Here is a 26,643-nt window from a genome sequence, read left to right as displayed (position 1 = left end):
GGCCTGGGGAGGCTGCGAGCGTACGGGCGTTACAGGGCTCGCGCTCATGCGGGAAAGGGGATGTCCTGGATGCGGACCGTGATTTCGGTCAAGGCGGCGGAGGCGGGGTGGACGGTGGAGATCGAGGGGCTCGAGGCGCGGCGGATCCGCCGCTCGCCGCAAGGGTTTCCCCTGCCACCCGAGCAGGAGGTAGCGGACGAGCGGGAGGGGGGCGTCCGCTGCCTCCAGGCGTCGCCCGAGGAGATCCGCGAGGTCTACGCGCGCATCGTCGGGCGGAGCCCCGCGGACGGGGACATGGACGCGTTCGGACGCTACCTCTTCGATACCCTGCTCGGGGAGGCGCACTGGAACCAGCTCGTGGCGCGTGCCGGGGATGGGGCGCTCGAGCTTCTGCTCCGCTGGGAAGCGGATGCCTGGTCATTGGCGGGATTGCCCTGGGAGATGATGCGGGGGCCGGAGGGCTTCCTGGCCGCGCATCGCGACCCACGGGTCTCGTTCGTGCGGCTCGCCCCGACAGGCGCCGAGGGACCGAGGGCGCCCTCCGCCATCCCCTTCCGGGTGTTGTTCGTCATCAACATCAACTCGCAGCAGCCGCGCTCCCCCACGGGGGGCAGGCACCTGAAGCCTGGCGCCGAGTACCTGGCGGTGCTCAGCGAGCTGCGCCGGGTCGTCGAGGTGACGCTGAACAGCCGCATCCTCCTGGATGCCACGCCGGAGATGCTGGAGCGAGCGGTCGAGGAGTTCCAGCCCACCATCGTCCACTTCATCTGCCATGGCGAGTGGAAGGGCCTCCACCTGCGTTCGGATGGCACCAGCGAGGGCAGCAGATACGCGGGAGTCGAGCGGTGCGATGCGCGGAGGCTCATCGACATCTTCCGGAAGAAGAGCCAGCAACTCCCCAGCATCGTGCTCCTCAACGCGTGTGATTCGTCGGGGATGCCCATCTCCTCCCGGGCTCCGGAGCCACGGCCTCCCGAGCTTCCCCTGGCGGTGCAGCTCGCCCAGTTGGGCATTCCCATGGTCATCGGCATGGCGGGGCGGATCGCCGACCATGCGTGCCGTCTCTTCAGCCTCCACTTCTATGGTGCGTTCCTCCGGGAGTTCGAGCAGGAGTCCGAGCAGGAGAAGGCGGTCTGGTTGGACGCGTCCCGGGCCGTGGCGGAGGGCCGGCGGGCCGCGCTCGTCCACTTCGAGGGTTATTCGAGCCGGAGTGACTGGTGTTTCCCCCACCTGGTCGTCCGGGAGGATTCGCCGCCGGTGGTGGAGATCTCGGACGCGGCGAAGCTCTACCAGCTTCAGCAGAAGGTCCGGACCCTCAAGACGAACAATCCGTTCTGTGACCGGCTCGGAGCCCGGCGGAAGTTCGAGCAGTGGCTGGACTCCGGTGCGTGGCGGAAGACCCTTTTCGCCATCCTGGGTCCCGTGGAGTCCGATTCACTGGTCATCCACAAGAAGGACCAGTTCGGGTTGACCTCCCTGCTCGAGGAGTTCGCCGTCCTCGCGCTCTACTCCGGCTTCCTCCCGTGTGTGCCCACCATCAAGCGGATCAAACGGGCTCGCGCGGCCAACAAGGACGCTGTCTTCTTGCGCAAGCAACGGGAGGCCGAGGAGCCTCCTGCCTCCATCTGGGGGCTCGCCCAGGAGCTCAGCCAGAGCATCCTGGATGTGCGCGCCGAGTTCGATCTCGAGTCCAAGGAGCCCCTGGAGTTCGATCTCCTGCAGGCGCGCCGGGAAGATCCCCTCGCGCCGCTGCATCCGGAGGTCGAGCGGAGGCTCAGGACGGCGCGCAAGGTGAGTGATCCCCGGGTGGTGAGGGCCGCGCTCGCCGAGGACCTGGCGCGGCTCTCCCAAGACGCCATGAAGCCCAAGGAGAACAAGGACGAGATGGTGTTCAAGGGCGTGATGGTGTTCCTGGATGAGATCCATCAGTTCGGGCCCGACATCTCCGATCTCCGGACCCTGCTGACGTCCTACGGTCTGGGCTCGGCGAAGTTCCCGGTCCCGGTCGTCTTCACCACGCACCGGGCCGCGCGCTCCGGGTTGTCGGACGAGTCGCTCAAGAAGCTGTACGAGCGGCTGAACGTGGAGAGCCACAAGCTCGGTCCGTTCTCCGAGGACCAGGGGCTCGTGCCCTATGAGCAGTTCCTGTTGTTCAAGAAGCTGGTCTTCAAGCCCGAGATCGACGCGGAGATGGCCAATTTCGCCTTGGATCAGATGCACCTCAAGGTGATGGGCATCCCCTCGCGCCTCTACTCCGATGAGGTCGAGGCGGTGGTCCGCACGGCGGTGAATCGCAAGCTGCTCGAGCCCGCGGATGATGAGCGGATCTGGATGGCCGAGCGGGAGGAGGGCCGGTCGTGATCCAATCCGACATGCGCGAGGCGTTCTTGCGTGGGCAGCAGGAGCAACTGGCCAGCATCCGGAACACGCGCAAGGCGTGGCTGGAGAGCCTTGCGAAGGACGCCATCGAGTGGCTCCTGGTCGTCCCCTCGTGGACGGTGGAGCTGGCGAGGGCCTGTGGCTTTCCCTCGGGGCTCCAGGATGTGGGGGAGCTGCTGCGGGAGATGCGCGACAGGGGCTTGTGCGAATCCAGACCCGCGGAAGATCCCGAGGGCGAGTTGTTCTGGATGCCCGAGTCGGTGAGGGCCGAGCAGCTCGAGCGCCTGGGGGTGGTGGAGCGCCGCTTCCGTCCGGCGATCGTCGCGGCGGGGCGGGCGATCGATGCACAGGCCCGCGACGGGGGACGTGTCCCGAGCGCGGTGCGCCGCTGGGCCGCGCTGGCCTCGAAGGCGACGAGTGTGAAGGCGCTCGAGGCGGCGCTGAATGGTCATCTGGAGATACTGCTCCCGAGGCCGGTCCCCGCCGCGGGCACTCCCTGGCGGGAGACGACGGATGAGGCGCTCGGGGAGGCGCTGAGATGGGTGGAGGCCGCCAGGCGCCTGGAGCCCTTCTTCGGCCTGGAGGGGGTCGCCGCCATCGCGAAGGCCTGGCGGTGGCTCGAGTTGATCCACCTGCGCGCCACGGACATGCAGCACCTGCACGACTTCGTCGCCCGCGAGGAGCAACTCCGTGCCTTCGATCGCCTGCTGGAGGGAGAGGACGGGTGCTGGGCGCTGCACTACATCGGCCAGGCCGGAGTGGGAAAGACCATGCTGGCCCGCCACATCGTCACCCGCCTGGTTCCCGAGCGCGGAGGATGCGCGGCCCGGATCGACTTCGATCGCCTGGCCCCGGACTATCCCTCGCGGGCCCCGTGGTTGCTGGTGGAGAGACTCGCCGAGCAGCTCCGCCTGCAGGATCGGACGGGGCTGGGCAACCGCCTGTTCAAGGAGCTGGACAACAACATCCTCCGCCTCCGGGAGCGCGTGATACGCAAGGACTGGAGCATCGAGGTGTCGGATGCGGTCCTGACGCAGCAGCTCGCGTACCCCTTCGCCGCCGCGCTGGCGCAACTGCCCCAGCCCACCGTGCTGGTGCTCGACACGTGCGAGGAGCTCGTCCGGGTGGGGGGATGGTTGTCCGAGAAGCTTCGCGTCACCTTCCTCCTGCTCGAGCAGATGCATGCGTGTCACCCCGGGCTGCGAGTCGTCTTCTGTGGCCGGCGTGGACTCGCCTCGGCGGGGGCGGGCTGGTGGGCGAAGAGCTCGCTCCCGGAGTTCCCCCCGCGCCCGTACCTGCGGCTCCATGAGATCCGCGGCTTCACCCACCCGGAGGCCAGGACCTTCTTCGGACTCGCCTTCGAGCACTCCGGGAGGACGGATGCGGTCCAGGCGCGGGCGCTGCTGCCGCCCATCCTGGAGCAGAGCCGGGAGGAGGGCCGTCTCCTGAAGCACGGCTGGGTGGGGGGCCGCTCCTCGCGCTTCATCTGGGCGGATCCCTCCGAGGCGCCTCGCGTGGACGTCGAGCGTTTCAACCCCTACAGGCTCGGGCTCTATGTGAACTGGGTGCTTCGCTCGCCCCAGCTCACCCCCGAGGAGATCCGGGCGGAGAAACAGGTCAAGTACGTCCAGTTCCGCATCCTCGAGCGCATCGGCCACGAGGGGCTCGAGTCGCTGCTGCCCACCCTCTCGCTGTTGGGCTGTTTCGATCGGGAGCTGTTGGCCTCGACGTGGAAGGAGGGGAGCGAGGCGGAGTTCGAGGAGGCGTTCGAGGAGCTGCTGCGGCAGGAGTGGTTGGATGGGGATGGGCAGATCTACGAGGTGGAGCCGGTGCTGCGCGAGGAACTCTCGCGCTGTCTGCGTCAGTCGCGGGAGAAGGCATGGATCGCCGCCTGGAACCGGGTGGTGGAACACCTCGAGGCCTTCACGACGAGCGCGCCCCTCGAGCAGCTCCAGACGTTCCATGTCCACATCCTCGTCCGTCTGTTGTTGCACCCGGACCGGCCCCGGGCGCGGGACCATTCCCGGCGTGTGCTGGGGTGGTGGCAGGCCATGGAGCGGCGGGTGGCGGAGTTGGGGGAGTTCGACCGGGGACGGGAGCTCTGCGAGCGCCTGCTGGCCAAGCATGGGCCGCTCGCCCCGGAGCACTCGCCGGAGCGCGCCATGGAGCCGCTGGAGGAGGAGCTGCGGACCGCGGTGCTCGCCACGTACGCGGCGGCCCTGGCCCAGGGCTGGCGCAATGCCGAGAGCGTCTGGGATGAGGTCTGGAAGCTCGCCCGGGGCAACAGGCGGCTGAAGTTCCGTGCCACCGCCGGGTTGCTGGTGGCCACTCGCTTCCGCAAGCGCCCGCTCCGGGTGGAGCAGATCGACGAGCTCTGGGAACTGGTGGACGAGAGCTACAAACCCAAGGGCAAACCCCTCCAGTGGGATCCCTCGCTCCGGGATGAGCAACAGCTGGCGTCCTATGTGGCCGCCATCGAGGCCGTGCTGGAGCGCGCGGAGGACACCCGGCAGGTGCGTCTCGCCGGGACGACGCGGCAATTCGACCAGCTCCGCAAGCTCCTGGACGCCGCCGGGGCCTCGCGCGAGCTCCGGGCCTTCGCCCTCGTGCTGTGTGGGCGCAACGCGAGGCTGCGGGGCGAGCCCCACATGGACGGCAAGATGAAGGAGTGGTTCTCCGAGGCGCTGAAGCTCGTCGGGCCCGGGCCCACGCCCCGGCGCTGGCTGGATTGGCGTTCCCCCGAGGACCTGGGTGCACGCATCCGGCTGGAGTACATCCGGGCGATGTATCCGGTCCATGCTTCCGCCCGGGAGGTGCTCGCGCACCTGGGCTGGAAGGATCGGGGCTCCTCGGCCACGGTGTTCCTGCCGGGCGCGAGCAACATCGATCAGGACCGGTTCAATGCCGCCCTGCTCATGCTGGCGGGACGGGTGGAGGCGGACGTGCTCGAGGAGTTGGACTTCCTCGACCCGGCGCCGGTGGACCTGCCGGTGGAGTGCAATGCCCACCGGGCCTTTTCGCCGGCCCTGGTGGTGCTCGCCGAGCTCATGGCGATGCAGGGACAGGTGGAGGAAGCCCAGGACTGCTTCTCCGCGCAGGCCCGTGGCAGCGAGCGCCGCGCCATGTTCGAGCTGGGAGCGGAGAGCGCGGACCACGCCTCGCTGCGCGTGGCCCGGCGGATGCGGAACTTCGGGGAGCTGTCCTCCACCTTCTACGAGCGGCTCCTGCGCAACCCCCCGGCGGAGCTCCCGCCGGAGCGTCTGCTCCTCATGGCGTCGATCCATGGGCAGATGAGGCCGGACTACGTCGAGAGGCTCTTCGGAACGGGGCAGCTCAGGCCTCCGAAGGGAGAAGCGGGCGTGCGCTGGCGCCATGCTTGCTGGCGCTCCGCGCCCGTCCTGGACGAGACCTCGGCGGAGTTGCTGCTGGAATGGGCCTCGAAGCAACTGCTCGCGCCCCTGGGGAGCCTGGAGCGGCTCGACTTCTGGGCCTGCTGCTGCCTGCTGGATGCGGTGGAGGCGGGCCTCCTGGCGGAGCGCTGGTCCCGGACGCGCGACTTCCGTGAGCCGGACCGTCTGCTGTCCCTCGTGGACACGTGGTGCCAGGACCGGCCCGGGCACCCGGAGGAGCTCGTGCGGCTCGGCCTGCGGCTGTGGGTGCTGCGGGAGGAGGCATCCGCGGAGGAGCCGCTGCCCGAGGTGCTGCGCTGGGGTGTGGAGCGGCTCGGGGGGCGCAGGTTCGCGGAGCTGGCGCGGGAGGAGGGGGAGCTGCTCGCGCTGAGGCTGCCCAGGCAGGGCGCGCTGCTGCTCGCGCTGTCCCGTTCCCAGTTCCTGCGCGTGGGCGACACCGTCGGGGCGTTCATCGCCGGGGCCTGCGAGGTTCTCGCCCGCAACCATTTCGCGCCGGACTCGTTGCCCGGCATGCTGGAGGCGCTGTCGCGGGACTACGGGAAGATGGTGGAGAAGGGCCTTCCGCTCCCCGCGTGGCAACGGCTCCAGGAGGCGGCCGCACGGGGCGCCCCGCATGAGCTCATCGACACCCACCTCATGCACACGGGGTGGAAGCCCTGGTTGCTGAGGCTCATGCTCTGCATGGCCCGGAGCGCGGCGCTCCTCGAGGGGAACACCCAGCGGCTGGAGCGGTTGTTCCAGGAGAGCTCGCGGCGATATGGCGGCTACTTCCCGTCGGGGCGCCTGCAGATGTCGACGGAGCTCGAGGCGCTGTGGGCGTTGGCGCGCGGTGGCGTGGAGCGGGAGAGGCGGTGGGGTGAAGGGGAGTCTCCCTCGTCCTCCACGTGCTTGATGGTGCAGCGGGTGCTCGCCGAGCCCACCATGCCCCTCGAGAAGGGCGTGCTGCTCGGGCCGGCGCTACGCGTCGAGGTCTCCCTGGAGTCCTCCCCGCGTGAGCGGGTGTGCACGTTCGACGTCGATCCGCGCGTGTCCTACGAGGAGGTGCGGAGGATGCTGCCCCGTTGGCTGCGGGAGGTGGCGTGCTCTCCGGCCCGGGAAGGCGTCACGCTCCGGGTCACTCCGGAGGCCGCCGAGCCCTGCTGGGAATACATCCTGGGCGTGGAGCATGGGGCGGAGGAGGGGCGCCAGTTCCCGCGGTTCCGCCGGGTCGTGGCGGATGGCCTGCGGGCGGGCGCGCTCCGCGAGGAGCCCCTCCAGTGCGCGCAGCCCTTGTGCGCGGGTCCCCTCCAGCTCTCCCTCGCGCAGCAGGCGTGGGCCTCCTGGGGAGGCTGTACCCGGTTCCCGGACGCGAGCGACAGTGTCCAGTCGAACTGGTGCGTGGACGTGGTGCACCTCATCACGTCGGCGGTTCCCACCTCCCGCGGTGTCCGGCTCCAACTGGTGGGCGAGGAGTATTACGAACAGCAGAGCCGGAGCCGGGAGGAACTGATCGCGGGGAGTGATCTGCTGCGCAACTACCCCAACCTCCGGATGGTCATCCTGCAGGGAGTCCCCCTGGTCTCGAGCCAGTGGCTGGCCTCCGAGCGGTTGCAGGCGGGCCTCTTGCGCTGGTTCGCGGCCAGGCTGGCCCAATCCGGAGAGCTGACGGCGGTGGTGGTGCTTCCGTGCCTCCCGCTCGACATCTCGGCGCTGGTGCTGAAGGAGCTCACGCCCCGGTTGAACGAGCAGGATTGGCCGGGTCTGCTGGACGGCCTCATGCCGGAGCTCCGCTCGCTCGTCCGGGAGCACATCCCCCTGATGACGCCACGGGAAAGGACGGAGGCCGCGATGGACCTCTGCCTGTACCTCCCACCGGAGCTGGTGCGGGATGGCACGGAGCCACTCCTCCAGACAGGAGGGTAGCGCCATGGGGAACGGGGTCCCCCTCGCCAATCGTTGCAGGCGCGAGCGGGTGCGCGAGGAGCTGCGCGCGTTCGGGCACGGCCTGGACGTGTGGCTGAAGGAGCGGCGCGACAGGGACGTGGGGCATCACCACGGGTCCCAGCTCGACTTCGTCGAGGGCTACCTGCGGAGTGCCAGGAGGAATCTGGACGAGCAACTCGAGGGGCTGGATGGCGCGCTGCCGGAAGCGCGCTTCCATGAGGAGTGCCTGGGGATGGAGCTCCGGGCCCTCTGCCTGCGGAGGATGTGGCGGTTCTTCCGGGAGCGATTCGATCAACGGGACGACGCGGTCATGGGGCCCCTCCTGCGTGCCGCGGATCAGGTCGTCTGGAGTACCTGGCAGCCGGTCCACGAGTACGTGAGGCTCCTGGGGCTGCCGTTCCAGGCGATGCCCGTGCCGCTGCCCTTCATCGATCTGGAGCACTCACCGGCCCTCACGCGGACGGTCGAGCCGGTTCCCCGGGAGCTGAAAAGGGACGCGGGGAAGGAGTTGCTGCTCAGCCACCTGAAGAAGCTGCCGGTGCAGGTCATCCATCTGCCGGTGATGTGTCTCCACTCGCCCTGGTGGCTCGTCTTCATCGGTCACGAGGTGGGTCATCAGGTCCAGGGTTTCCTCGGCCTGGAGGACGCCTTCGCGGAGTCCCTGTGCCAGACCGTGCGCACGGAGGCGCAAGCGCGTGGCTCTCCCGATGCGCTGGAGGACTCGCTGCGCTGGAGGGGGTGGGCCCAGGAGATCTTCGCGGACGTGTTCTCCCTCGTCTCCATGGGGACGGCCGCGCTCTGGGCGCTCACGGAGTTCGCGTGGCGGCCATCCGAGCGCATGCGGGAGTCGTACGACAGGAGGTACCCTCCGGCGGTGATTCGCCTGGAGTTGATGGCCCAGGTGGCCGAGGCGTTGGGGTTCGGCGAGGAAGCCCGGCGGCCCCTGCGCGGGATGGAGGCGGCCCGGCTCGTGAAGGGAGACCCGCGGGCGGAACGAGAGCTCGCCCTCGTGCCCCGGGTCGTCGGGCTGGCACTGGGCCGTCTGCCCGGAGTGGACTGCTCCTTCGCGGAGATGCTCGACTTCCGGCACGCACACTTCGAGGTGGACTGGCCGCACGTGCCGGAGCCGATCAACCTCCTGACGTCCCGGCGGCTGGCGAGCGCCGCGCTGCGCGGCTGGCTCCAGACGGAGCGGATCGAAGCGGATGCGCGGCGCGAGGAGGCGCGAAGACGGCTCGCGGAACAGGCGCTCGAACTGTTGGCGGCGCCCTACGTGCTCGAGCTGCGCGGAGAGGACGCCGAGGCCACCGCCTCCGCGGGAGTGCTGGGGAAGGAGCTCGGTGCGTTGCTGGCGGGCATGGGGCCCGAGGCGCTCGAGATGGGAGAGGAGGCGTTCTGAGGCCATGGAGGAGGAGACGCTCGTCCTGAGCGGAGTCGATGCATCGACGGGCCGCTATCTCGTTCCACCCCTCCCGCTCGAGCAGGTGGCGCGCGCGGTCGAAGCGAGGCTCCGGGACTCACTTCCACCGGAGCAGGACGCCGGGCGATTCCACGCCTTGCCGTATGGAATCAGCGAGCCGGACGTCCGCCGGGCGGGGTGGGGAATCGTTCTTCCCGTGGGCACGCCCGAGCCGGTACGCCAGGCCCTCCAGCCGTTGATCGATCACCGGGAGGCGCATGTCGAGGCCGGCTGCTTCCACGTGCTCGACTACCTTCCGGGGGAGAAGGCCGAGGAGTGGCTGGTGCGCCACGGCATGTCGAGCGGGGACGTGATCCCCAGCCTGCTGCCCTATTACCTGCTGCTGGTGGGCGCGCCGACGGAGATTCCCTTCGACTTCCAGTATGTGCTGAGCGGCCAATACGCGGTCGGGCGGCTGTGCTTCGAGTCCGCTGACGGGTATGCGCGGTACGCCCGGAGCGTCATCGACTACGAGCGGGCGTCCTCCGTTCCCACGAAGAAGCGGGTCACCTGGTGGGGCCCCCGGCATCCGGGAGACACGGCGACGGCGTTGAGCGCGGACTACCTGCTCACGCCCCTTTCGGAGCCCTCGGTGGCACGGGCCCATGGGTATGACGGTGTCTCCTTCATTGGCGAGGCGGGGACGAGGGCCCACCTCGCCGAGGTGCTGCACGGGCGTGGCGAGCAGCGTCCCACCCTGCTGTTCACCGCCTCGCATGGGATGGGGATGGCGCCGGGGCATGCGCTTCAGCGCGGACTGCAGGGCGCGCTGCTCTGCCAGGAGTGGACGGGCCCCGGCTCCATCGAGAGCACGCACTACCTGAGCGCGGCGGACATCGCGGACGATGCCCGGCTCCATGGGCTCGTCGCGTTCTTCTTCGCCTGCTTCAGCGCGGGGACACCCCGGAAGGCGGAGTTCGCCTTCCTGCCGGAGCAGATACCGGCCCATCTCTCGCCCCAGCCGTTCGTGGCCGCGCTGCCTCAGCGGCTCCTGTCCCATCCGAATGGGGGGGCCCTGGCCGTGCTGGGCCATGTGGAGCGGACCTGGGCCTACTCGATACGGCCACCGCGGGTGGGGCCACGGCTCCACCCCTTCCGGAACTGCGTCGGGCGCATCCTGAATGGCGAGCCGGTAGGGCATGCGGTCCGGGACTTCCGCGACCGTTTCCTGATGGCGACCCTTCTGCAGCGCGAGCTGCTCGGTTCCCAGAAGTCGGCGGGGCCGTCGCTCGAGCTGGTCTCCCGCTGCTTCGAGGGGACTGACGCGCGGAACTACGTGGTGCTCGGAGACCCGGCCGTCCGGGTGCGTGTCGAGCTCCTGTCCTGAGCCGGGACGTGGCTACGGCGTGCCGTTCATCCGCTGCCGGCGGCGCTTCTCGCGGAAGAACTCCACCTGCCACTTGCGCACCGCCGCCTCGTGACACGCCAGCGTGGGACAGAAGATGTGCGTGCCGTCGTTGCGCGACACGAAGAAGAGATCATCGCAGTCCAGCGGGTGGAGGGCGGCCTGGAGGGCGGCGGCGCCCGGGCTGGCGATGGGCCCCGGTGGCAGCCCCGGGGTGGTGTACGTGTTGTACGGGTGCGGCGTCCTCAAGTCCTTCCGGGTGATGTTCCGCGAGTACACCCCGCGCCGCAGCTTCATGGCGTAGAGGACCGTGGGGTCCGTCTCGAGCTTGATGCCCTGGCGCAGCCGGTTGTGGAAGACGCACGAGATGCGAGGCCGTTCCTGGGGCTGGCCCGTCTCCTTCTCCACGATGGAGGCCAGGGTGAACGTCTCCAGCAGCGAGAGCTTCACCCCGTCCTTCCGCTGCGCGTCCGCCTTCCGGTACTCCTCCAGCGCGCGCTCCACCATCTTCCTCAGCACCTGCTCCGCGGTGGCGTTCCGGGTGAAGGCGTACGTGTCCGGATAGAGGAAGCCCTCGAGCGAAGCCGCGGGCACGCCCGCCTCGCGCGGGAAGCCCGGGTCCGAGGCGAGCCGCTCCAACTCTCCCAGGTCCAGCTTCAACTCCGAGCCGGCGAGGATGGGGAGGATCTCCTCGACGCGCAGGCCCTCGGGGACGGTGAAGCGGTAGAGCTTCACCCTGCCGGAGGCGAGCTGCTCCACCACCTGCGCGGGAGTCAGGGTGCCCTCGAAGAGGTACTCGCCGGCCTTGAGCCGTGTGCCCACCCGCTCGCGGCGGATGTAGAGGTAGAGCAGCTCCGGGTCGGTGACGATGCCCGCGTCCGCCAGCATCTTCGCGATCGTCCTCGGGCCGTTGCCGCCAGGCACGGCGAGGGTGATGCCCTCGGCGGGGAGGGTGACGGGCGTGAGGGCGAACTCGGAGATCCGCCGCTCGCGGCGCAGGTACCAGGCGCCCGCGACGGCCGCCGCGAGCACCCCGAGCACGAGCAGGGCGAGCAGGACCTTCTTCACCTACGGCTCCGGGTCGTAGTCGCCATCGTCGTAGGCGTCGCCCGAGGACGGAGGATGGCGGGCGTCGAGCCAGCCCTGGAGGATGAACTGGGCGGCCATCTGGTCGATGACCTCGCGGCGTTTGGCGCGCGACAGGTCCGCCTCGAGCAGGGTGCGCTGGGCGGCCACGGTGGACAGGCGCTCGTCCCACAGCTCCACGGGCAGGCCGAGCGCCTGGGTGAGGGCGTCCACGAACTTGCGGGTGGCCTCGGCGCGAGGGCCCTCGGTGCCATCCATGTTGAGGGGGAACCCGACGACGAAGCGCTCGACCTCGTACTCTTGCACCAGCTCCTTGAGGGCGGCGAGGTCGGCCTTGAGGCTGGTGCGGCGGAGGGTGGTGACGGTCTGGGCGGTGAGGCCCAGGGCGTCCGAGGCGGCCACGCCAATCGTCTTGGTACCGTAATCGAGGCCCAGGGTGCGCATGCGCGGCGGAATGTAACCGCAATCCCCGGCCGTGGACCGCCCCGTCCGCGAGGCAGGACCGTGCTCGCCCGGTGAGCGGGCCAACCCGCTGAATTCATTGAGCCGGGCGAGGGCCCGGGCCCGGCATCGCCGCTGCAATCCGTCAGGCGCGGAACACGGTGCGGCATCCGGAGGCATGGAGCCCCGGTGCCGCGCGGGAGGCACCATGAGTGACTTCTTGAGGGGTCTGGGCAGTGCACTGGGGGGAGTGACGAGCCTGCTGTCGGGGGGCGCGCTCATCGACGCGGCGGGCAACGCGCTGGGGCTGCCGCCGGCGATTACCAATGCGGCGAAGGTGGCCGTGGGCGCGATGACGGGCAACGTGATGCTGGCGGCCGATGGCGCGATGGGGCTCGCGCAGGAGTTGACGAAGAATCCGCCGGCCACCACCGAGTACAAGCCGCCCGCCGACAGCGCGCGGGCCTGTGAGGGCTACGCGCGCCCTCCGGCGCGGGACTGCTCACCGCCGGGGACGAGCGGCCCGGCGCGGGCGTGTGGTGGCACGCAGGGCAGCCACCTGGATCCGAAGATGAACGACTACTTCCACGCGCTGCAGACGCTCCAGCAGAACTTCCGCTACCTCGACGCGACGGACGGGAAGCTGGACGGCAACCTGTCGCGAGGGGACCTGCAGCGCATCGCCCAGGACGCGCGCGTGTCGCCCGAGCTGCGCCAGGCGGCCCGCTTCCTCGTGGACAACCCGGGCTACTTCGAGCGGCTCGAAACCTCGGGTGGCGTCCACTCGCAGGGGCAGATCTTCCGCGACATGAACAATGACGACCGCGTCAGCCTGAGCAACATCCAGAACGAGATCTTCAAGGTGAAGGCGGACTTCGCCCAGTACGGGCGGCCCGCGGGCACGGGCTGCGTGCCATCCGGGTCCACGGGGGGCACGGCCAGCTCGAGCATGAGGGGCATCATCAACGACCCGAGCATGAGCCTGGAGGAGAAGATCGAGGCCATCCTCATGTCGCTCACGGAGAAGATGGACGGGGAGATCCTCCAGGTGATGGATCAGCTGGCGGCGGCGCAGGACAAGCAGGCCGGCATCAAGAACGGCAAGGGGGACGAGAAGGCGCTCGCGGACTCGCAGCGCGACATCGAGCGCCTCAACCTGCGGCTCCAGAAGCTGGTGGAGAAGCGGAAGATGATGTTCGAGATGATGAGCACGCTGTCCATGAAGTTCAACGAGATGGCGAAGACGGCCCTCTCCAACATGCGGAGCGCGTGAGCGGAGATGGGACGCGTCATCAAGTACGAGGGAGGAACCATGGACACGGCGACGGCGGAGAAGCTGAAGGCGTTCGTGCGCGGGGAGGCGACGTGGGCGGAGGTGGAGGGGATGACGTTCGCGGAGGCGAAGGCGATTGCCCAGGTGGGGTGTGACCTGGCGGCGGCGGGGCGCTACGAGGAGGCGCGCATCCTCTTCGAGGGGCTGGTGGAGGGGAACCCGAAGGACTCGGCGAGCCGCGCGGCGCTGGGCACGGTGTACCAGAAGCTCGGGAGGCTGGAGGACGCGGTCACCGAGTACAGCGCGGCGCTGGAGAGGGACCCCTCCAACCCGGTGGCGCTGGTGAACCGGGGCGAGCTGTACCTGCGGCGGGGCAACCGGCAGGGCTTCACGGACCTGGCCAACGCGGTGGAGGCGGACCCGAGGGGAGAGACGTCGGCGGGCCGGAGGGCGAAGGCGCTGGTGAGGGCCATCACGCTGGCGGCCGCGGAGAAGCTGCAGACGGAGCCGCGGGCGAAGGCGTAGTCCGCGGAGCCGGGAGGGACCGCCGGGCCGCGGAGGGGAGGAGGGGATCGGGCGGCCCGGGGGGAGGGCGTCAGTGGGTGGGCTCGGAGAGGGGCCCGCCCGCTGGCGCCTTTTTTTCTGGAGCGGGAGGAATGGCGGCGAGCCGCTCGCGGATGGGCGGGTGGGTGTGGTTCTTGAGGACGACCCAGCGGGGCGGGTCGGGGTTCATCTTGTTCACCCGGGCGGCCTTCACCAGCATGCGGCGGAAGGCGGCGGGGTCCTGGGTGAGCTGGAGGGCGTAGCGGTCGGCCTCGCGCTCGCGCTCACGGGAGAAGGCGGAGGAGAGGGGCGTGCTCAGGAAGAAGACGAAGAAGGAGAGCAGCCACAGGAGGGGGAAGGTGCGGATGTCCGCGAAGCGCGTGGTGCCGAACCAGCCCCGGGCGGCGGCGTGCCGCAGCATCCGGTCGATGACGTAGAGGAGCCCCACCAGGGCCAGCGAGGCGGCGATGCGCCCCGGCCACTTCGGCTCGTGGACGTGGCCGGCCTCGTGGGCCACGGCGGCGAGGACCTCGTCGGGCTGGAGCTCGCGCAGCATGACGTCGTTGAGCACGATGGTGCGCGTGGGGCCCTGGCCCGCGAAGTACGCCTGGAGGCGCTTGCTGGCCACGGACGTCTTCTCCACCCGCACGTCCTGGAAGGGGACGTTCGCCTGGGCCATGAGCGCGGTGATGCGCTCGCGCAGGGGGCCCTGCTCCAGGGGCGTCTGCTCGAAGAAGACCTGGCTGCGGTACGGGTCGAGCGCGGAGGCCCCCAGCATCAGCAGCGCCGTGGGGATGCCCAGCACCAGCCACCAGCGCTTCATCCGCCGCGCCAGCCCGTACATGCCCAGCGCCAGCGCCGAGACGGCGACTCCTTCCATGGCGATGCCCTTGAGCTCGTCCACCAGGAAGCGCAGCGGCGTGTACGAGGACATGCCGTAGCGGTGCTCCAGCACGTAGTCGAAGTAGATGGTCGCCGGGACGTAGACGAGCTCGATGAAGAGCTCCACCAGTAGCGCGAAGAGCAGCGCCGCGCCCCAGCCCGGCTCGCCCCAGAGCCGATCCAACGCCTGGACCACCACCCGGAGGACCGGTGCCGTGCGCAGGACCGCGAGCCGCTGGGACAGCCAGGCCGCGCTGGACTCGGACCACCGGTAGAAGGGCCGCACCAGGACGCCCAGGATGAGCGCCAGGACTCCCAGGTAGACGAGCGGGCTCACCGCGCTCCGGATGTAGAGCGGCAGGTGGTAGGCCTCGATCTCGGCGAGCTGCTCGGGGGTGAAGATGGGCTCCATGCGTGGAGCCAGAGCCTAGTCCCTTCCCCGGAGCTTCTCCCAGAGGGGGGGGGGCTCGCCGGGGCGGCGGGGTGCTGTCCGGCACCAGCTTCCCGCTGCCCTCGCCGGAGCGCGTTGACGCGTTGAAAGGACAACGCCCTCGCATCGCCGTACTGGCGTGAGCCGTGCGTCCCCAGCACCTTCAGGGGTGCGAGGAATGCCCACGGTATGACGACGGTCGCGGAGTTCATCGAGAGGAACCGGGAACAGCTCATCGAGGGCTACACGCTTCAACCCGTGAGCCCCAGTGGAGACACGGGGTTCAATCCAGGATGCGTGGCACCCTCACCCCGTCCCTCTCCCGGGGGGCGAGGGGAAATGGCCTCGGGGAAATGGCCTCAGGAGTGCGGCTTGGACCGGGTGGGCTCGTCCTCGGGGACGGGGGCCGACTCCGTGTCCGCCAGCAGCAGGGCCTTCATCTTCTCCAGACTCTGGCGCGTCTTGTCCACGAACGTGTTCTGCGAGCCGATGCGCTCAGCCGCCTCCAGCGTGCGCTCGTAGATGTTGATGGACTTGGTGAGGAGGATCCGCACCTTCTTGCGCACCTCCTCGCGGTAGATGGCCGCCTCCTCCGCGTCCAGCTCCGCCGGGGCCGGCGAGCTCACCAGGTGCTCATACAGGTTCTCGTACATCGAGCCGATCTGCGACCCGGCCGCCGTCGCCCAGTGCCCGTTGCCCACCCGGATGGCGCGCAGGTAGTTGCCCTGTGCCGACAGCAGCAGCTCGGCCTTGTAGTTCAAGTCATTGGCCAGCGCGTCGCTGCCCTTGGCCGGGTCCAGCTTCACCTGGTCGTAGTGCTGCCGGTAGATCTCCCCGATGAAGAAGTGCGCCTGCGCGGGGAAGTAGTCCTCGACCTCGTCCTTGTCCGCGAGGGACTCGTACGTGGTGAGCGCCTGGCGCAGCGTCTTCTCCGCCTTCTCGCTCTGCCCCGTCTCCAGCTCGCACACGCCCTGCTGCACCTGGGCCTCCAGGCGCTTGCCCACCGGCAGGTCCGAGCGCGCGGCGATGGTGCCCAGCACCTTCGCGGCCTCCGCGAAGCGCTCCAGGTGGTACTGCGTCTCGGCCAGGCGGAAGGCCGCGTCCAGCGCGTCGCCGGTGCCCTTCTCCGCGTCGGCCAGCTCGGAGAAGCGCAGGTTCGCCTCCCCCCACTGCTCCAGCCGCTCGTGGGCGAGGCCCGCGTTGTAGAGCGCCTCCTCGCGGTGCTTGCTCTGGGGGTGGAAGTCCACCAGCCGTCCGAAGTAGCGCGCCGCCTTGGCGAAGTCGTTGGCCGCGAAGGCCGACGTGCCTCCGGCGAACAGCTCCTCGTCATTGAGCGAGGCCAGCTCCAGGTCCGCCGTCACCGTCACCGGATCGAAGTGCACCTGCTGCCGGGGCGTCTCCGGCGTGTCGCGCACCGCCGTGCCCGTCGTCCGGCACCCCACCAGGCCCAGAACTCCCACCAACACCCACTTGCGCCAGGTGGCCAACATGTATGTCCTCCGCTGCATAGGTCGTCAGGGGCCCCCGGAGGGGCCGTCCAGGTTTCCTGCCTCCAGGACAGCAAGAGCCGTCCCGGAGTTCCCAGGCGGCGCGCAGCTTAACCTCCGCCCGGGTTTCCCGCCCGCATGGCCCGATGCCCGGCTGCCGGGCGGGCAAAGCCGTGGACACTTGGAGGAGCGACGATGTTGGCCCGCCCGCCGAGCCCTACGAGCCCGGCCAGTTCTACCGCCGCGAGCTGCCCCACCTGCTGAAGGTGCTCGGCGGCGTCCAGGAGCCGCTGGAGACGGTGGTCATCGACGGGTACGTGTGGCTGGGCGAGGAGCGGCCCGGGTTGGGCGCGCACCTGTACGAGGCGCTCGGGCGGCGCATGCCGGTCATCGGCGTGGCCAAGACGGCGTTCCACTCCAGCCAGCTCGCGGTGCCAGTGCTGCGCGGGCAGAGCCAGCGTCCCCTGTTCGTCACCGCGGTGGGCGTGGAGGCCCGCGAGGCCGCGGAGCACGTGCGGCGGATGCACGGGGCCTCGCGGATTCCCACGCTGCTCAACCGGGTGGACCGGTTGTGCCGGGATTCGTGAGCGGGGCTCCCGGGGCTCAACCCGGGGGGCTGGAACCCTCACCCCGTCCCTCTCCCGAGGGGAGAGGGGCAGTGGGGCCGGGAATCACTTCGTCGCCGATCAGGTAGCGCCCCGTGCGCCACAGCGCGCTGATCTCATGCACGTCCAGCTCGAAGCGCGGCACCTGGATGAGCGGCGTGTTGCCGACCGCCGCCTGCAGCTCGGCGATGCCCCGCGCGTCCTGCTCCGCCAGCATCGTCAGCTCTCGCAGCGTCTGCTCCACCTTCGCGCGCCGCGCCGGGATGAGCCCCTGCATCTCCTCCCACAGCTGCGCGCCCGGCATCGGGTGCACGCGGTTGACCACCACCGCCACCACGTCCATCTCGTTCTGCTTCAGCAGCCGGTGGAAGTGCATCACCTCGTCCAGCCGCTCGCGGCCCGGGCTCGTCACCAGCACGAAGCCCGTCTGCTCCGCCTCCAGCAGCTCGCGCACCCCGCGCGCCCGCTCCCGGAAGCTCTCGTTCATCGGCGCGATGGCCATCATGAAGGCGGCCAGCTCCTGCAGCGTCTCCGTGCCGGTGAACTTGGAGATCGTCTTCGCCGCGTAGCTGCTGCCCAGGCTGAACAGGGACAGGCCAATCCGGCCCGCCGCCAGCGCGGGCGTGAGCAGCCACTTGGCCGCCTCGTTGTCGAGGAAGTCCAGCACCCGGTTGGGCGCCTCGAGGAAGTCCAGCGCGTGCGCCGTGGGCGGCGTGTCGAGCACGATGAGCTCGTAGTCGCGCTTCGTGCGCAGCTCCCACAGCTTCTCCATCGCGATGTACTCCTGGCTGCCCGCGAGCGCGCTGGAGAGCGACTGGTAGAAGCGGTTGGAGAGGATCTTCTCGCGCTTGTCCGGTGGGGCGTACTTGACGATGAGGTCGTCCCACGTCTGCTTCATGTCCAGCATCATCGCGTGGAGCCGGGCCCGGGGCTTCACCCCCAGGGGCTCCAGGGCGGAGGCGGGGACCTCGGCCTCCACGTTGCCCAGGGCGTGGAGCCCCAGCGAGTTGGCCAGCCGCTTGGCCGGGTCGATGGTGCACACCAGGCTGCTGCGCCCATCCACCGCCGAGCGCAGCGCCAGCGTCGCGGAGATGGTCGTCTTGCCCACGCCTCCCGAGCCGACGCACACCAGCACGCGCTTTTGCTTCAGGGCCTCGGAGAGCGCGTTCATGCCCCCGCCTTCCCCGTCACCATCGGCTCCAGGTATCCCATCACCTGCTCGATGGCCGAGCGGTCGAAGTCCGGCGTGAAGATGCGGGGCACCTGGTGCACCGGCACGTGCAGGTTGCGCTCCAGCTTCATCTCCGCGAGCACCGTCTGCGCCGCCCGGTCATGGTGCGAGCGCGCCACCCGCAGCAACTCGGGCTGGTCCACCAGCGCCTCCAGGTCGTCCTCGGTGAAGCGCTCGAGGAAGGCCGCGTTCAGCACCGCCGCGTGCGTGCGCACCTTCACCTGGTCTCGCAGGGCCGCGTGCAGCTCCAGCGTCTCGTTCACCGGCAGCTCCTCGGGCAGCGACACCAGCACGGCCACCGTCACCGCGGGGTCCTCCAGGATGTCGCGCATCTTCAGGGCCTCGCGGGTCATGGGCCCGGGCGGCAGCGTCTGCAGCAGCACCTGCGGCACGCGCAGGAAGGTGATGGCGTGGCCCGTGGCCGGCGCGTCCATCACGAGGGTGTCCCACAACGGCTTGCCATCCGGCCGCTTCTCCTGGGCGTGGTAGAGGATCTTCCCCAGCAGCACCAGCTCCTGCAGCGAGGGGATGAAGCGCAGGAAGTAACGCACCACCTTGTTCTCGAAGACCGTCTTGTAGAGGGTCTCGAAGCGCAGGACCATGAGCGCGTACTCGCGCATGGCCTCCTGGGGGCGCACGTCCACCGCCCAGAGGTTGTCCTCCAATTTCGTCACTTCAGGGCCCACGGGCGGGTGCCCGAGCAGGCGGCTGATGCGCTCCTGGGTGTTGATTTCGCACACCAGGGTACGCCTGCCGGCGCGCGCCGAGCGCAACGCCAGCGCCGCGGCGATGGTGCTCTTGCCCACGCCACCCTTGCCAGAGACGATCCACACCCTCTTGTCGAGCAGGCCGGCCATCGGGAGCGGCGAACCGTAGGGACGCCCCTCCCCCCTGTCAACGCGCTCTGTCATCTGGATTCCATCGCTTGACACGTCGCGTCGCGTCCTTCCAGAGTTCGCGCGTTTTCTCCAGAACCTTCCGCGTCCCCCTCGTCGAATCCCCGCGGACTGATGGACACCCCCATGCTCAAAGACAACCCCGTGGTGAAGAAGCTCGTCGAGACCGGCGAGGAGCGCGCCGGCAAGCTGGCGCAGCAGCTGATGTCCAACGAGAAGTTCGTGGCGGCGGTGCAGACGGTGGTGTCGCGCACGCTGGCGGCCAAGGGCACGCTGGATGGAGCGCTGCGCTCGGCGCTGTCGGCCATGAACCTGCCCTCCAGCGCGGACGTGGAGCAGCTGCGCAACAAGGTGGATGACCTGGAGCGGCTGCTGTCCTCGGTGGAGTCCAAGCTGGACACGCTGACGGCCGCGGCCCAGAAGAAGAAGTAGAGGGCCCTCCATGCGGCGCATCGCCTTCATCAACGAGAAGGGTGGCACCTGCAAGACGACGCTGGCGGTCAACACCGCGGCGTGGCTCGCGAAAGAGCGCGGGCTGAAGGTCCTGCTGGTGGACCTGGACACGCAGGGGCACGCGGGCAAGTCGCTCGGACTGGACGTGCGCACGCTGCCGCGCAACGTCTTCCACCTGCTCACCGATCCGGCCGTGCGCCTGGAGGACGTGGTCCAGCCCTCGGCCGTCGAGGGCCTGTCCGTGCTGCCCGCATACAAGGAGATGGCGGACTTCCCCCTGGTGGTGGCCCAGGACGAGCGCCGGGCACACCGGCTCGCCGGGCGGCTCGAGGCGGCGGAGGCCGCTGGCTTCGACGTCATCGTCTTCGACGCGCCGCCGTCCATGGGCATCACCACGCGCAACATCCTCGTGGCCGCCACCGAGGTGGTGGTGCCCGTGGCCCTCACGTACTTCGCGCTCGACGGGTGCGCCGAGGTGGCCGACACCGTCCGTCAGGTCGCCGAGACCGAGGGCCGCCCCGGCTTGCGCATCACCAAGGTGGTGCCCACCCTGTACCGCCGCACCGCGCTCGCCACCGCCATCCTCGAGCGCCTCAAGGCCTACTTCCCTGAGACCCTCGCCGCCACGCCGCTCGGCTACAACGTCAAGGTGGACGAGGCGCAGAGCCACGGGAAGACCATCTGGGAGTACGCCCCGAGCAGCACCGGCGCCCGGATGCTCGCCGCCATCGCCACGGAGATCTTCGACGGGGCGCCCGCCCGGGCCACGAAGCGCGGGAAGAAGGACTCCCGCGTGGCGTAACTTCGGGGTCTCTCGCATCCGGGGTATCGGCTCGCTGTACTATCTCTTCTATGCGCTCGGGCACGGCCTGGAGGAGTCGCTGGCGCGCCGGCTCGTGCCCTTCGTGCTCACCGTGGTGGCCATCTCCATCGTGGTACATGGCATCTCGGTGACGCCCCTGATGCAGCGCTACGAGCGCCGCCACCCCCAGGAAGGTGCCCAGGCATGACTCCCAACGACGTCCGCAAGCTGGCGCTGTCCCTGCCCGAGGCCGAGGAACAGGCGCACTTCGACAAGCCGTCGTTCCGGGTGCGCGGGAAGATCTTCGCGACGCTCTGGGAGAAGGAGAAGTGCGCCGTCCTCAAGCTGTCCCTCGAGGAGCAGGACGCCTTCGTGAAGATGCAGCCGGAGGTCTTCGCCGTCACACCGTGGGGACACCAGGGATGGACGAGCGTCGAGCTCGCGCGCATGGACCGGGCGCTTTTCGGGAAGCTGCTCGTCGAAGCCTGGCGGCGGATTGCTCCCAAGCGCGTGGTGGCGGCGTGGGACGCGGCCCACCCTCGCGCACCGGCGAAGTGACACGGGGGCAACCCACGAGCCTCGATACCCTCACCCCGTCCCTCTCCCGGAGGGAGAGGGGAGATTGGCGGTGAGGGGAGGCAGGCGGGGCGGGGTGGGCAGTGCGGCGGTTACTGCTGCTTGTTCTTCTCGAGCTCGTCCAGCTTCTTCTCGAGCTCTTCCAGCCGCTGCGTCAGCACCGCCATGTCGCGGCCCAGCGCCGGCAGGTTGCCCGCCAGGTTCTCCACGGCGTGCTTCACCCGCTCGTCGATCTTCCGCTGCCAGTCCTCCAGCGCCCGCTGGCTCGCCTTGAGCAGCTCCGCCGGGCCTCCCGGCGTGTTGTCCTCCTGCTGCTCGGCCGGCTGCTCGGCGGGCGGGGGAGCGCCCTCCTGCATGCCTTCCTCTTTCTCGCGCCTCAGCAGCTTGTCCAGCCGCGACTCGGCCTCCTCGCGAATGGAGGCCACACGGGGAGTGACTTCCTTCTGGATGAAGCCCGTCAGCGACTCGCCCGGGTGGCGGATGATCTCCCGGAGCACCGTCAGCGGCATCCGGTTCCGCTTCTTCTCCTCCTCGAAGATGATCTGCGCCAGCGTGACCGAGGTGAGGTCCTCCTTCGTCCGATTGTCGACGATCTGGACCTCCACCCCTTCCTTGATCATTGCGGCGATCTCATCCAGGGTCACATAGCGGCTCTCGACGGTGTCGTAGAGCTTGCGGTTGGTATACCGCTTGATGACCTTGGGCTCCTTGCCCGGCACGCCTGCCTGCTCTGGCTCGCTCATAATCTCGTTCCCCGCCCACTGCGGATGCTTGCGCACACGGTGTGGGACGAAAGCCTGTAGCAGAGGGGTGGGGGGCGGGCAAGCCGGGTGGAGGCATGCTCGCGATGCCGCCCCTCTGCGCCTATACTCCCGGACCGGCCGAGCCCTGAATGATCGTCAAGTGTGAGCGGTGTCAGACGCGGTTCAAGATCCCCGACGAGAAGGTGACGGACAAGGGGGTCAAGGTCCGCTGCACGAAGTGTCAGCACACCTTCAAGGTCGCGCGAGAGGACTCTGCGTCCGCCGCGCCGGCCCCGGGTGTGCCTTCTCCAGATCCGGCCGCGAAGCCGCCGGCCACTCCTCGTGCGGGCACGCCCCTGGCCGCCCCGCCCACGGGAAAGGCCCCGGCTCGCCCCGCGGGTCTGGGCAACCTTTTCGATGGGCCCGTGAGCGCCGCCGCGTCGGTGCCCGGTGTCGCCGCGCCTCGTGGCGGTGTTCCTCCCGCCATGCTGCCGCGTGCCGGCGCGATGGAGCCACCGAAGACTCCGGCGACCATCGACCTGGACCCCTTGATGGAGTTCATGGGGGAGAACACCCCCACGCCCGCCGAGGCGCTCAAGCTCGCCGCCAAGGCGCCCATTCCGAACAAGCCCGCGGGTGCGCTCGCGACCGGTCCGGCCCAGGCGCCCAGGCCCGCGGCTCCGGCGCCCAAGCCCGCCCAGGCCGCCGCGCCCGTGCCCTTGCAGGTACCGGCGAAGAGCCCGCCCGTGCAGGTGCCGGCGAAGAGCCCCGCGCTCGCGCCCGTGAGCAGCGCCCCCTTCTCCTTCGACGAGAATGATCCGTTCGGCTCGACCGATACGGAGGCGACGCTCCCGGCCCCGGTGCCCACGCTGCCGCCCCGGCCGGTGCCCACGCCCGTGCCCGCCCGGAGCGCTCCACCGGCGCCCAAGCCGGCCGCCGCCGCGCCCGTGCCCGTGCAGGTCCCGGCCCGCAGCCCCGCGCCCGCGCCGCGCGCCGCCGCGCCCGTGTCCTTCGAGGAGCCGGATCCATTCTCCCTGCCTTCCGAGGACGCGCCGACGGTTCCGGCCACGCCCACGCTGCCGCCTCGGGGTGCCGCGCCCGCGCCGCGCGCCGCCGCGCCCGTGTCCTTCGAGGAGCCGGATCCGTTCTCCCTGCCTCCCGAGGACGCGCCGACGATGCAGGCGCCCACGCTGCCCGGCGCCTCGGCCGCTCCGGTCTACGAGGAGATGGAGGGCCTCGAGGGCAACAACCCGTTCGTCTCGTTCGAGCCTCCGCCGCCCGCTCCGGCTCCCAAGCCGGCCCGCGCCGCGCCCGTCCCGGTTCCCGCCGCGTCGGCGGGTGGGATGGAGAGCAACCCGTTCGCCGCGTTCGATCCCGTGGCGGCACTGCCTCCGGCCTCCGCGCAGGCTCCCGCGCCGGCTTCCGGTGGGGACAACCCGTTCGCCGCGTTCGACCCGGTGGCGGCGCTGCCTCCGGCCGCGAAGGCTCCGGCGCCCGCTCCGAGCCCCGCGCCCGCCGCGCCCTCGGCCATCCCGGACTGGGGTGCGCCACAGCAGGGGGCACCCTCGGGCATTCCGGACTGGGGGGCTCCGCAGCAGGGGGCGCCTTCGGGCATTCCGGACTGGGGTGCGCCGCAGACGGTCGCGGCCACGCCCACCGCCAAGGCGAATGCGCCCACCGAGCGCAACCCGTTCCCGGACTTCCCGGGGCCCGGTGAGGGCGCGCCGGGCCGCGAGGTGCTCGCGGATCTGCCGCCCGCGCCTCCGCCTCCGGTGATCGCCGCGCCTCCTCCTCCGAAGGTGGAGCAGGCGCCTGGCGGGAGCGCGGGTTCAGGCATCGCGCGGCGGCTGGCCTCGCTGGCCGCCCAGTTCATGGTGGCGGCGGTGCTGGTGGTCGGCCTGCTCGCCATGGCCATGGCCTGGCTCAACGATGGGCGGGTGGAGCTGTCACCCGAGCGCATGCGCGAGCTGGTGTCGCCCACGCGGCCCCTGGTGGCGAAGGACCTGTCCAACGGTCTCTACGAGACGGGGGCTGGGCACAGCCTCTTCTTCGTCCGCGGCGAGGTGGAGAACCGTGGCACCTCCGCCGTCCGGGTGAAGGCGGGCGTCGCGCTGTACGAAGGGGAGCAGCGGGTGAAGTCCGCGGAAGGCATCGCGGGCGCGGTGCCCACGCCCGAGGAGCTCTTCCAGCTCACGAGCCCGGCGGACGCCGAGACGCTGCGGGCCCGTCTGGACGCCGCCGCCAAGGAAGTGGCTCCCGGGGCCCGGGCGCCCTTCGTCGTCTTCTTCTACGAATACCCCTCGGATCTGGCGAACTTCCGGCTCGAGGTGACGCTCGAGCAGCAGACGGCGGTGGCCAGCGGAGGGTCGAAGGAGGGAAGCGCCGGCGATGCCAAGCCGTGAGGAGACCAGGTCCGTCATCCAGAAGCTCCACGCCCTGAGCGGGAGCGCGGAGATCGTCCGGAAGGCCGCCGCGCGGGAGCTCGCGCGGCGGGATCCGCTCGACGCGAACGAGCTGCTCCACGAGGTCATCCTGCTGGCCCGGGGAGGCTGGGAGCCGGCCACCTGCGTGCTCTCGGCCTTCGTGACGGCACTGGGCCGGGAGGCGGCGAGCATCCCCTACGCGGACTCCATGCGGCGCATGGCCGAGGTGCAGTCACTGGAGTCGGTGGCGGACCTCTTCGAGACGGGGCCGGCCCAGAAGGAGTTCGACGAGGGCGCGGCGGCCAAGGCGGACGCGAAGCTGCTCACCCAGTCCTTGGGGCACCTCAAGCAGCAGGCGCGGCTCACGAGGGATCCGGACGTGCTCGCGCGGCTGGTGACGGCGAGCAACCCGGCGGTGGTGCGCAACGCGCTCCTCAATCCCCGCCTCACCGAGCCGCTGGTGGTGCGCATGGCGGCGCGCCGTCCGGCCCGGCCGGAGCCGCTGGTGGAGATCTGGAAGTCCCCGCGCTGGTCCACGCGTCACGGGGTGCGCCGGGCGCTCGTCTTCAACCCGTACCTGCCGCCCGAGGTGGGGGTGAAGATCGTCCCGCTGCTCAACACGAACGATCTGGAGGAACTGGCGCGGGACATGTCCGTGCACCCCTCGCTGCGCGAGCAGGCCGAGCGCCTGCTGGCTGGAGGGATGGCGCCCGGCTCGAACTAGCCGCGCTTGGGGCCGGAGTCGGTGTAGTCGGCGTCGGACACGTCCTGGCCGCGCTTGGAGCGGGGCAGCGTCTTCACGTCCACGAGGTCCTCACCCTTCGAGGCCTTCTTGAACGAGTAGACGAACTTGCCCACGGCATTGCCGAGCTGACCCATCCGGGCGGCGGAGAACACCACCACCAGGATGAACCCAATGAAAAGAATCTCCCCGGTCCGCAGCCCCAGCATGCCGCGCACAGTGCAGCAAAGCCGGGGGTGAGGCAAGCCGCCTGTCGCCCCCTGGACGGCGGGGGGCGTCAGGACGCTCGCCCTGGGGGCCGGGCTGTTGCACATTGCGCGGCATGCTCCTGCTCGCCCACCGAGGTGCCAGCGCCGATGCCCCGGAGAACACCCTCGACGCCTTCCAGGAGGCCGTGGCCCAGGGGGCCGATGGCGTGGAGCTGGACGCCATGGTGTGCGGCTCCGGCGAGGTGGTGGTGTGTCACGACGAGCGCCTGGATCGGCTGGCCGGTCTGCCCTGGGAGGTGCGCACCACGTCCTACTGGAAGCTGAAGGGCGCGGACGTGGGCAGCCGGCTCGGCTTCGAGCCCGCCCGGATTCCGCTGCTGGAGGAGGTGCTGGACGCGCTGCCCTCGCACTTCCTCATCAACATCGAGCTCAAGTGCGACCAGGCGGATGACGGGGGCCTGTCCCAGAAGGTGGCGGAGCTGGTGACCCGCCGCGAGCTGGCCGAGCGGGTGGTGATCTCCAGCTTCAACCCGCTGTGCCTCTTCCGGACGGCGGCGGCCGCGCCCTCGCTGCGCCGGGGCTTCCTGATCGATCCGGACAAGCGTTGGGGGCCACAGGCGTACGTGGTGACGCCGCTCGTGTCGTCGCACTCGGTGCACCCGTACCACGAGCAGTGCACGCCGGAGCGGGTGGAGGAGTGGCGCCGCCGGGGCCTGCGCGTGGCGGTGTGGACGGTGGATGACCCCACGCGTGCCCGGCAGCTGGAGCAGATGGGCGTCTCCTACCTCATCACCAACAAGCCCCGCGTCATTCGCGAGGCCCTGCGCGGCCGGGCGGCCTGAAGGGCCTGGAGCCCCAACACCTACGTCTTCGGAAGGCCCAACTCTGTCTGCTCCAGCCAGGTCAGATCGATCCCCCGCTCCTGGTGGTGCTGGAGAAGGGCCCCCGCCATTCGCAAGCTGAGCATGAGGGCCTGGATGGCGTCTACACCGCATGCTTCACGTATCTGCTCATCACCCAACCCCTGTATCTGGAAAGGGCATGTCCAGTCGCTATCCGGTTCCGCCATGCGGCGGGGGCGGCCAATCACCAGCCGGACCTGCTGGGACTGCCCACCCTGAAGGAGTTCGTATTCCCTCTCCGCGATGACGTCGCCGATATTCGTTGGTTGGCTCATGGGACCCTTCCGCCGCTCATTTCTTGTCGAGACACCTGGAATACTCTTCCATGCACTGTGAGTAGCAGAGGGTGCGATCCTTCAGCTTCTTCTTTCGCTTGCAGCCTTCGGTACAGCGCTTGTATTGG

General features: G+C 70.0%; 22 protein-coding genes. 13 read left to right on the top strand and 9 right to left on the bottom strand.

Going from position 1 to position 26,643, the window contains the following annotated elements; genetic code table 11:
* Window positions 1-78 precede the first annotated feature (78 nt).
* Genes AC16DP_RS45545 through AC16DP_RS45530 form a run of 4 tightly spaced genes read left to right on the top strand, consistent with a single transcriptional unit; the run spans window position 79 to window position 10,498 of the window.
* Window positions 79-2,361 carry a CHAT domain-containing protein gene (locus AC16DP_RS45545; RefSeq protein ID WP_329726727.1) on the top strand — a complete coding sequence of 761 codons (2,283 nt, stop codon included), beginning with the start codon at window positions 79-81 and terminating at the stop codon, window positions 2,359-2,361.
* Window positions 2,358-7,691, top strand: coding sequence for an ATP-binding protein (locus tag AC16DP_RS45540; RefSeq protein ID WP_329726728.1), 5,334 nt, complete (start codon window positions 2,358-2,360; stop codon window positions 7,689-7,691). Before AC16DP_RS45545 ends, AC16DP_RS45540 begins: the two co-directional genes overlap by 4 nt.
* Window positions 7,692-7,695: 4 nt before the next feature.
* Window positions 7,696-9,111 (top strand): hypothetical protein, encoded by a 1,416-nt coding sequence (locus AC16DP_RS45535; protein WP_329726729.1) that lies wholly within the window; start codon window positions 7,696-7,698, stop codon window positions 9,109-9,111.
* A gap of 4 nt (window positions 9,112-9,115) precedes the next feature.
* Entirely contained in the window at window positions 9,116-10,498 is a 1,383-nt protein-coding gene (locus tag AC16DP_RS45530) for a C25 family cysteine peptidase (RefSeq protein ID WP_329726730.1), read from the top strand.
* A gap of 12 nt (window positions 10,499-10,510) precedes the next feature.
* Here AC16DP_RS45530 and mltG read toward each other — a convergent pair whose 3' ends face one another.
* Both mltG and ruvX read right to left on the bottom strand, forming a co-directional pair.
* Window positions 10,511-11,584, bottom strand: a complete 1,074-nt coding sequence (mltG, locus tag AC16DP_RS45525) for an endolytic transglycosylase MltG (RefSeq protein ID WP_329726731.1) — start codon at window positions 11,582-11,584, stop codon at window positions 10,511-10,513.
* Complete coding sequence (gene ruvX / locus AC16DP_RS45520; RefSeq protein ID WP_329726732.1) at window positions 11,585-12,046, bottom strand: Holliday junction resolvase RuvX; 462 nt, start codon at window positions 12,044-12,046, stop codon at window positions 11,585-11,587. It lies immediately after the preceding gene.
* A gap of 205 nt (window positions 12,047-12,251) precedes the next feature.
* On the opposite strand from ruvX, the gene AC16DP_RS45515 reads away from it, so the two are divergent.
* Window positions 12,252-13,316 (top strand): hypothetical protein, encoded by a 1,065-nt coding sequence (locus tag AC16DP_RS45515; protein WP_329726733.1) that lies wholly within the window; start codon window positions 12,252-12,254, stop codon window positions 13,314-13,316.
* Between the two features lie 6 nt (window positions 13,317-13,322).
* Window positions 13,323-13,841, top strand: a complete 519-nt coding sequence (locus AC16DP_RS45510; RefSeq protein ID WP_329726734.1) for a tetratricopeptide repeat protein — start codon at window positions 13,323-13,325, stop codon at window positions 13,839-13,841.
* 70 nt (window positions 13,842-13,911) lie between these two features.
* Here AC16DP_RS45510 and AC16DP_RS45505 read toward each other — a convergent pair whose 3' ends face one another.
* Both AC16DP_RS45505 and AC16DP_RS45500 read right to left on the bottom strand, forming a co-directional pair.
* Window positions 13,912-15,153: a M48 family metalloprotease gene (locus AC16DP_RS45505; RefSeq protein ID WP_329726735.1), complete on the bottom strand. Its 1,242-nt coding sequence runs from the start codon at window positions 15,151-15,153 to the stop codon at window positions 13,912-13,914.
* 377 nt (window positions 15,154-15,530) lie between these two features.
* Window positions 15,531-16,661 carry a tetratricopeptide repeat protein gene (locus tag AC16DP_RS45500; RefSeq protein WP_329726736.1) on the bottom strand — a complete coding sequence of 377 codons (1,131 nt, stop codon included), beginning with the start codon at window positions 16,659-16,661 and terminating at the stop codon, window positions 15,531-15,533.
* Between the two features lie 170 nt (window positions 16,662-16,831).
* Here AC16DP_RS45500 and AC16DP_RS45495 point away from each other — a divergent pair, with 170 nt between their 5' ends.
* Window positions 16,832-17,245: an endonuclease V gene (locus tag AC16DP_RS45495; protein ID WP_329726737.1), complete on the top strand. Its 414-nt coding sequence runs from the start codon at window positions 16,832-16,834 to the stop codon at window positions 17,243-17,245.
* Between the two features lie 16 nt (window positions 17,246-17,261).
* Here AC16DP_RS45495 and AC16DP_RS45490 read toward each other — a convergent pair whose 3' ends face one another.
* Complete coding sequence (locus AC16DP_RS45490; protein ID WP_329726738.1) at window positions 17,262-18,434, bottom strand: ArsA family ATPase; 1,173 nt, start codon at window positions 18,432-18,434, stop codon at window positions 17,262-17,264.
* Window positions 18,431-19,351 carry an ArsA family ATPase gene (locus tag AC16DP_RS45485; RefSeq protein WP_329726755.1) on the bottom strand — a complete coding sequence of 307 codons (921 nt, stop codon included), beginning with the start codon at window positions 19,349-19,351 and terminating at the stop codon, window positions 18,431-18,433. The genes AC16DP_RS45490 and AC16DP_RS45485 overlap by 4 nt, the downstream gene beginning before the upstream one ends.
* 165 nt (window positions 19,352-19,516) lie before the next feature.
* On the opposite strand from AC16DP_RS45485, the gene AC16DP_RS45480 reads away from it, so the two are divergent.
* The 3 genes from AC16DP_RS45480 (at window position 19,517) to AC16DP_RS45470 (ending at window position 21,203) form a co-directional block, all read left to right on the top strand.
* A complete protein-coding gene (locus AC16DP_RS45480; RefSeq protein WP_329726739.1) occupies window positions 19,517-19,822 on the top strand; it encodes a hypothetical protein in 306 nt (101 codons plus the stop codon).
* Between the two features lie 10 nt (window positions 19,823-19,832).
* Window positions 19,833-20,645: a ParA family protein gene (locus AC16DP_RS45475; protein ID WP_329726740.1), complete on the top strand. Its 813-nt coding sequence runs from the start codon at window positions 19,833-19,835 to the stop codon at window positions 20,643-20,645.
* A 204-nt stretch (window positions 20,646-20,849) separates the two neighbouring features.
* Complete coding sequence (locus AC16DP_RS45470; RefSeq protein ID WP_329726741.1) at window positions 20,850-21,203, top strand: MmcQ/YjbR family DNA-binding protein; 354 nt, start codon at window positions 20,850-20,852, stop codon at window positions 21,201-21,203.
* A 110-nt stretch (window positions 21,204-21,313) separates the two neighbouring features.
* On the opposite strand, the gene AC16DP_RS45465 is transcribed toward AC16DP_RS45470, so the two are convergent.
* Window positions 21,314-21,964, bottom strand: coding sequence for a polyhydroxyalkanoate synthesis regulator DNA-binding domain-containing protein (locus tag AC16DP_RS45465; RefSeq protein ID WP_329726742.1), 651 nt, complete (start codon window positions 21,962-21,964; stop codon window positions 21,314-21,316).
* Window positions 21,965-22,113: 149 nt separating this feature from the next.
* Here AC16DP_RS45465 and AC16DP_RS45460 point away from each other — a divergent pair, with 149 nt between their 5' ends.
* Window positions 22,114-24,366, top strand: coding sequence for a zinc-ribbon domain-containing protein (locus tag AC16DP_RS45460; RefSeq protein WP_329726743.1), 2,253 nt, complete (start codon window positions 22,114-22,116; stop codon window positions 24,364-24,366).
* Window positions 24,353-25,111 (top strand): hypothetical protein, encoded by a 759-nt coding sequence (locus tag AC16DP_RS45455; RefSeq protein WP_329726744.1) that lies wholly within the window; start codon window positions 24,353-24,355, stop codon window positions 25,109-25,111. Before AC16DP_RS45460 ends, AC16DP_RS45455 begins: the two co-directional genes overlap by 14 nt.
* On the opposite strand, the gene AC16DP_RS45450 is transcribed toward AC16DP_RS45455, so the two are convergent.
* Window positions 25,108-25,338 carry a twin-arginine translocase TatA/TatE family subunit gene (locus AC16DP_RS45450; RefSeq protein WP_047862949.1) on the bottom strand — a complete coding sequence of 77 codons (231 nt, stop codon included), beginning with the start codon at window positions 25,336-25,338 and terminating at the stop codon, window positions 25,108-25,110. The genes AC16DP_RS45455 and AC16DP_RS45450 overlap by 4 nt on opposite strands.
* A 113-nt stretch (window positions 25,339-25,451) precedes the next feature.
* Between AC16DP_RS45450 and AC16DP_RS45445 the strand changes: the two genes are divergently transcribed.
* A complete protein-coding gene (locus tag AC16DP_RS45445; protein ID WP_329726745.1) occupies window positions 25,452-26,180 on the top strand; it encodes a glycerophosphodiester phosphodiesterase in 729 nt (242 codons plus the stop codon).
* A gap of 20 nt (window positions 26,181-26,200) precedes the next feature.
* On the opposite strand, the gene AC16DP_RS45440 is transcribed toward AC16DP_RS45445, so the two are convergent.
* Window positions 26,201-26,515: a DUF6968 family protein gene (locus tag AC16DP_RS45440; RefSeq protein WP_329726746.1), complete on the bottom strand. Its 315-nt coding sequence runs from the start codon at window positions 26,513-26,515 to the stop codon at window positions 26,201-26,203.
* Window positions 26,516-26,643 lie beyond the last annotated feature (128 nt).

The organism is Archangium sp. (genome assembly GCF_057119385.1).
The sequence above is the reverse complement of the archived record's forward strand: the minus strand, read 5'-3'. Positions and strand labels throughout refer to the sequence as shown.

Excerpts from the sequence above, each read along its gene's own strand:
- AC16DP_RS45535 (WP_329726729.1), top strand. The coding sequence starts at position 7,696 with ATGGGGAACGGGGTCCCCCTCGCCAATCGTTGCAGGCGCGAGCGGGTG.
- AC16DP_RS45530 (WP_329726730.1), top strand. The coding sequence starts at position 9,116 with ATGGAGGAGGAGACGCTCGTCCTGAGCGGAGTCGATGCATCGACGGGC.
- ruvX (WP_329726732.1), bottom strand. The coding sequence starts at position 12,046 with ATGCGCACCCTGGGCCTCGATTACGGTACCAAGACGATTGGCGTGGCC.
- AC16DP_RS45515 (WP_329726733.1), top strand. The coding sequence starts at position 12,252 with ATGAGTGACTTCTTGAGGGGTCTGGGCAGTGCACTGGGGGGAGTGACG.
- AC16DP_RS45510 (WP_329726734.1), top strand. The coding sequence starts at position 13,323 with ATGGGACGCGTCATCAAGTACGAGGGAGGAACCATGGACACGGCGACG.
- AC16DP_RS45505 (WP_329726735.1), bottom strand. The coding sequence starts at position 15,153 with ATGGAGCCCATCTTCACCCCCGAGCAGCTCGCCGAGATCGAGGCCTAC.
- AC16DP_RS45500 (WP_329726736.1), bottom strand. The coding sequence starts at position 16,661 with ATGTTGGCCACCTGGCGCAAGTGGGTGTTGGTGGGAGTTCTGGGCCTG.
- AC16DP_RS45490 (WP_329726738.1), bottom strand. The coding sequence starts at position 18,434 with ATGAACGCGCTCTCCGAGGCCCTGAAGCAAAAGCGCGTGCTGGTGTGC.
- AC16DP_RS45485 (WP_329726755.1), bottom strand. The coding sequence starts at position 19,351 with ATGGCCGGCCTGCTCGACAAGAGGGTGTGGATCGTCTCTGGCAAGGGT.
- AC16DP_RS45480 (WP_329726739.1), top strand. The coding sequence starts at position 19,517 with ATGCTCAAAGACAACCCCGTGGTGAAGAAGCTCGTCGAGACCGGCGAG.
- AC16DP_RS45475 (WP_329726740.1), top strand. The coding sequence starts at position 19,833 with ATGCGGCGCATCGCCTTCATCAACGAGAAGGGTGGCACCTGCAAGACG.
- AC16DP_RS45470 (WP_329726741.1), top strand. The coding sequence starts at position 20,850 with ATGACTCCCAACGACGTCCGCAAGCTGGCGCTGTCCCTGCCCGAGGCC.
- AC16DP_RS45465 (WP_329726742.1), bottom strand. The coding sequence starts at position 21,964 with ATGAGCGAGCCAGAGCAGGCAGGCGTGCCGGGCAAGGAGCCCAAGGTC.
- AC16DP_RS45460 (WP_329726743.1), top strand. The coding sequence starts at position 22,114 with ATGATCGTCAAGTGTGAGCGGTGTCAGACGCGGTTCAAGATCCCCGAC.
- AC16DP_RS45455 (WP_329726744.1), top strand. The coding sequence starts at position 24,353 with ATGCCAAGCCGTGAGGAGACCAGGTCCGTCATCCAGAAGCTCCACGCC.
- AC16DP_RS45450 (WP_047862949.1), bottom strand. The coding sequence starts at position 25,338 with ATGCTGGGGCTGCGGACCGGGGAGATTCTTTTCATTGGGTTCATCCTG.
- AC16DP_RS45445 (WP_329726745.1), top strand. The coding sequence starts at position 25,452 with ATGCTCCTGCTCGCCCACCGAGGTGCCAGCGCCGATGCCCCGGAGAAC.
- AC16DP_RS45440 (WP_329726746.1), bottom strand. The coding sequence starts at position 26,515 with ATGAGCCAACCAACGAATATCGGCGACGTCATCGCGGAGAGGGAATAC.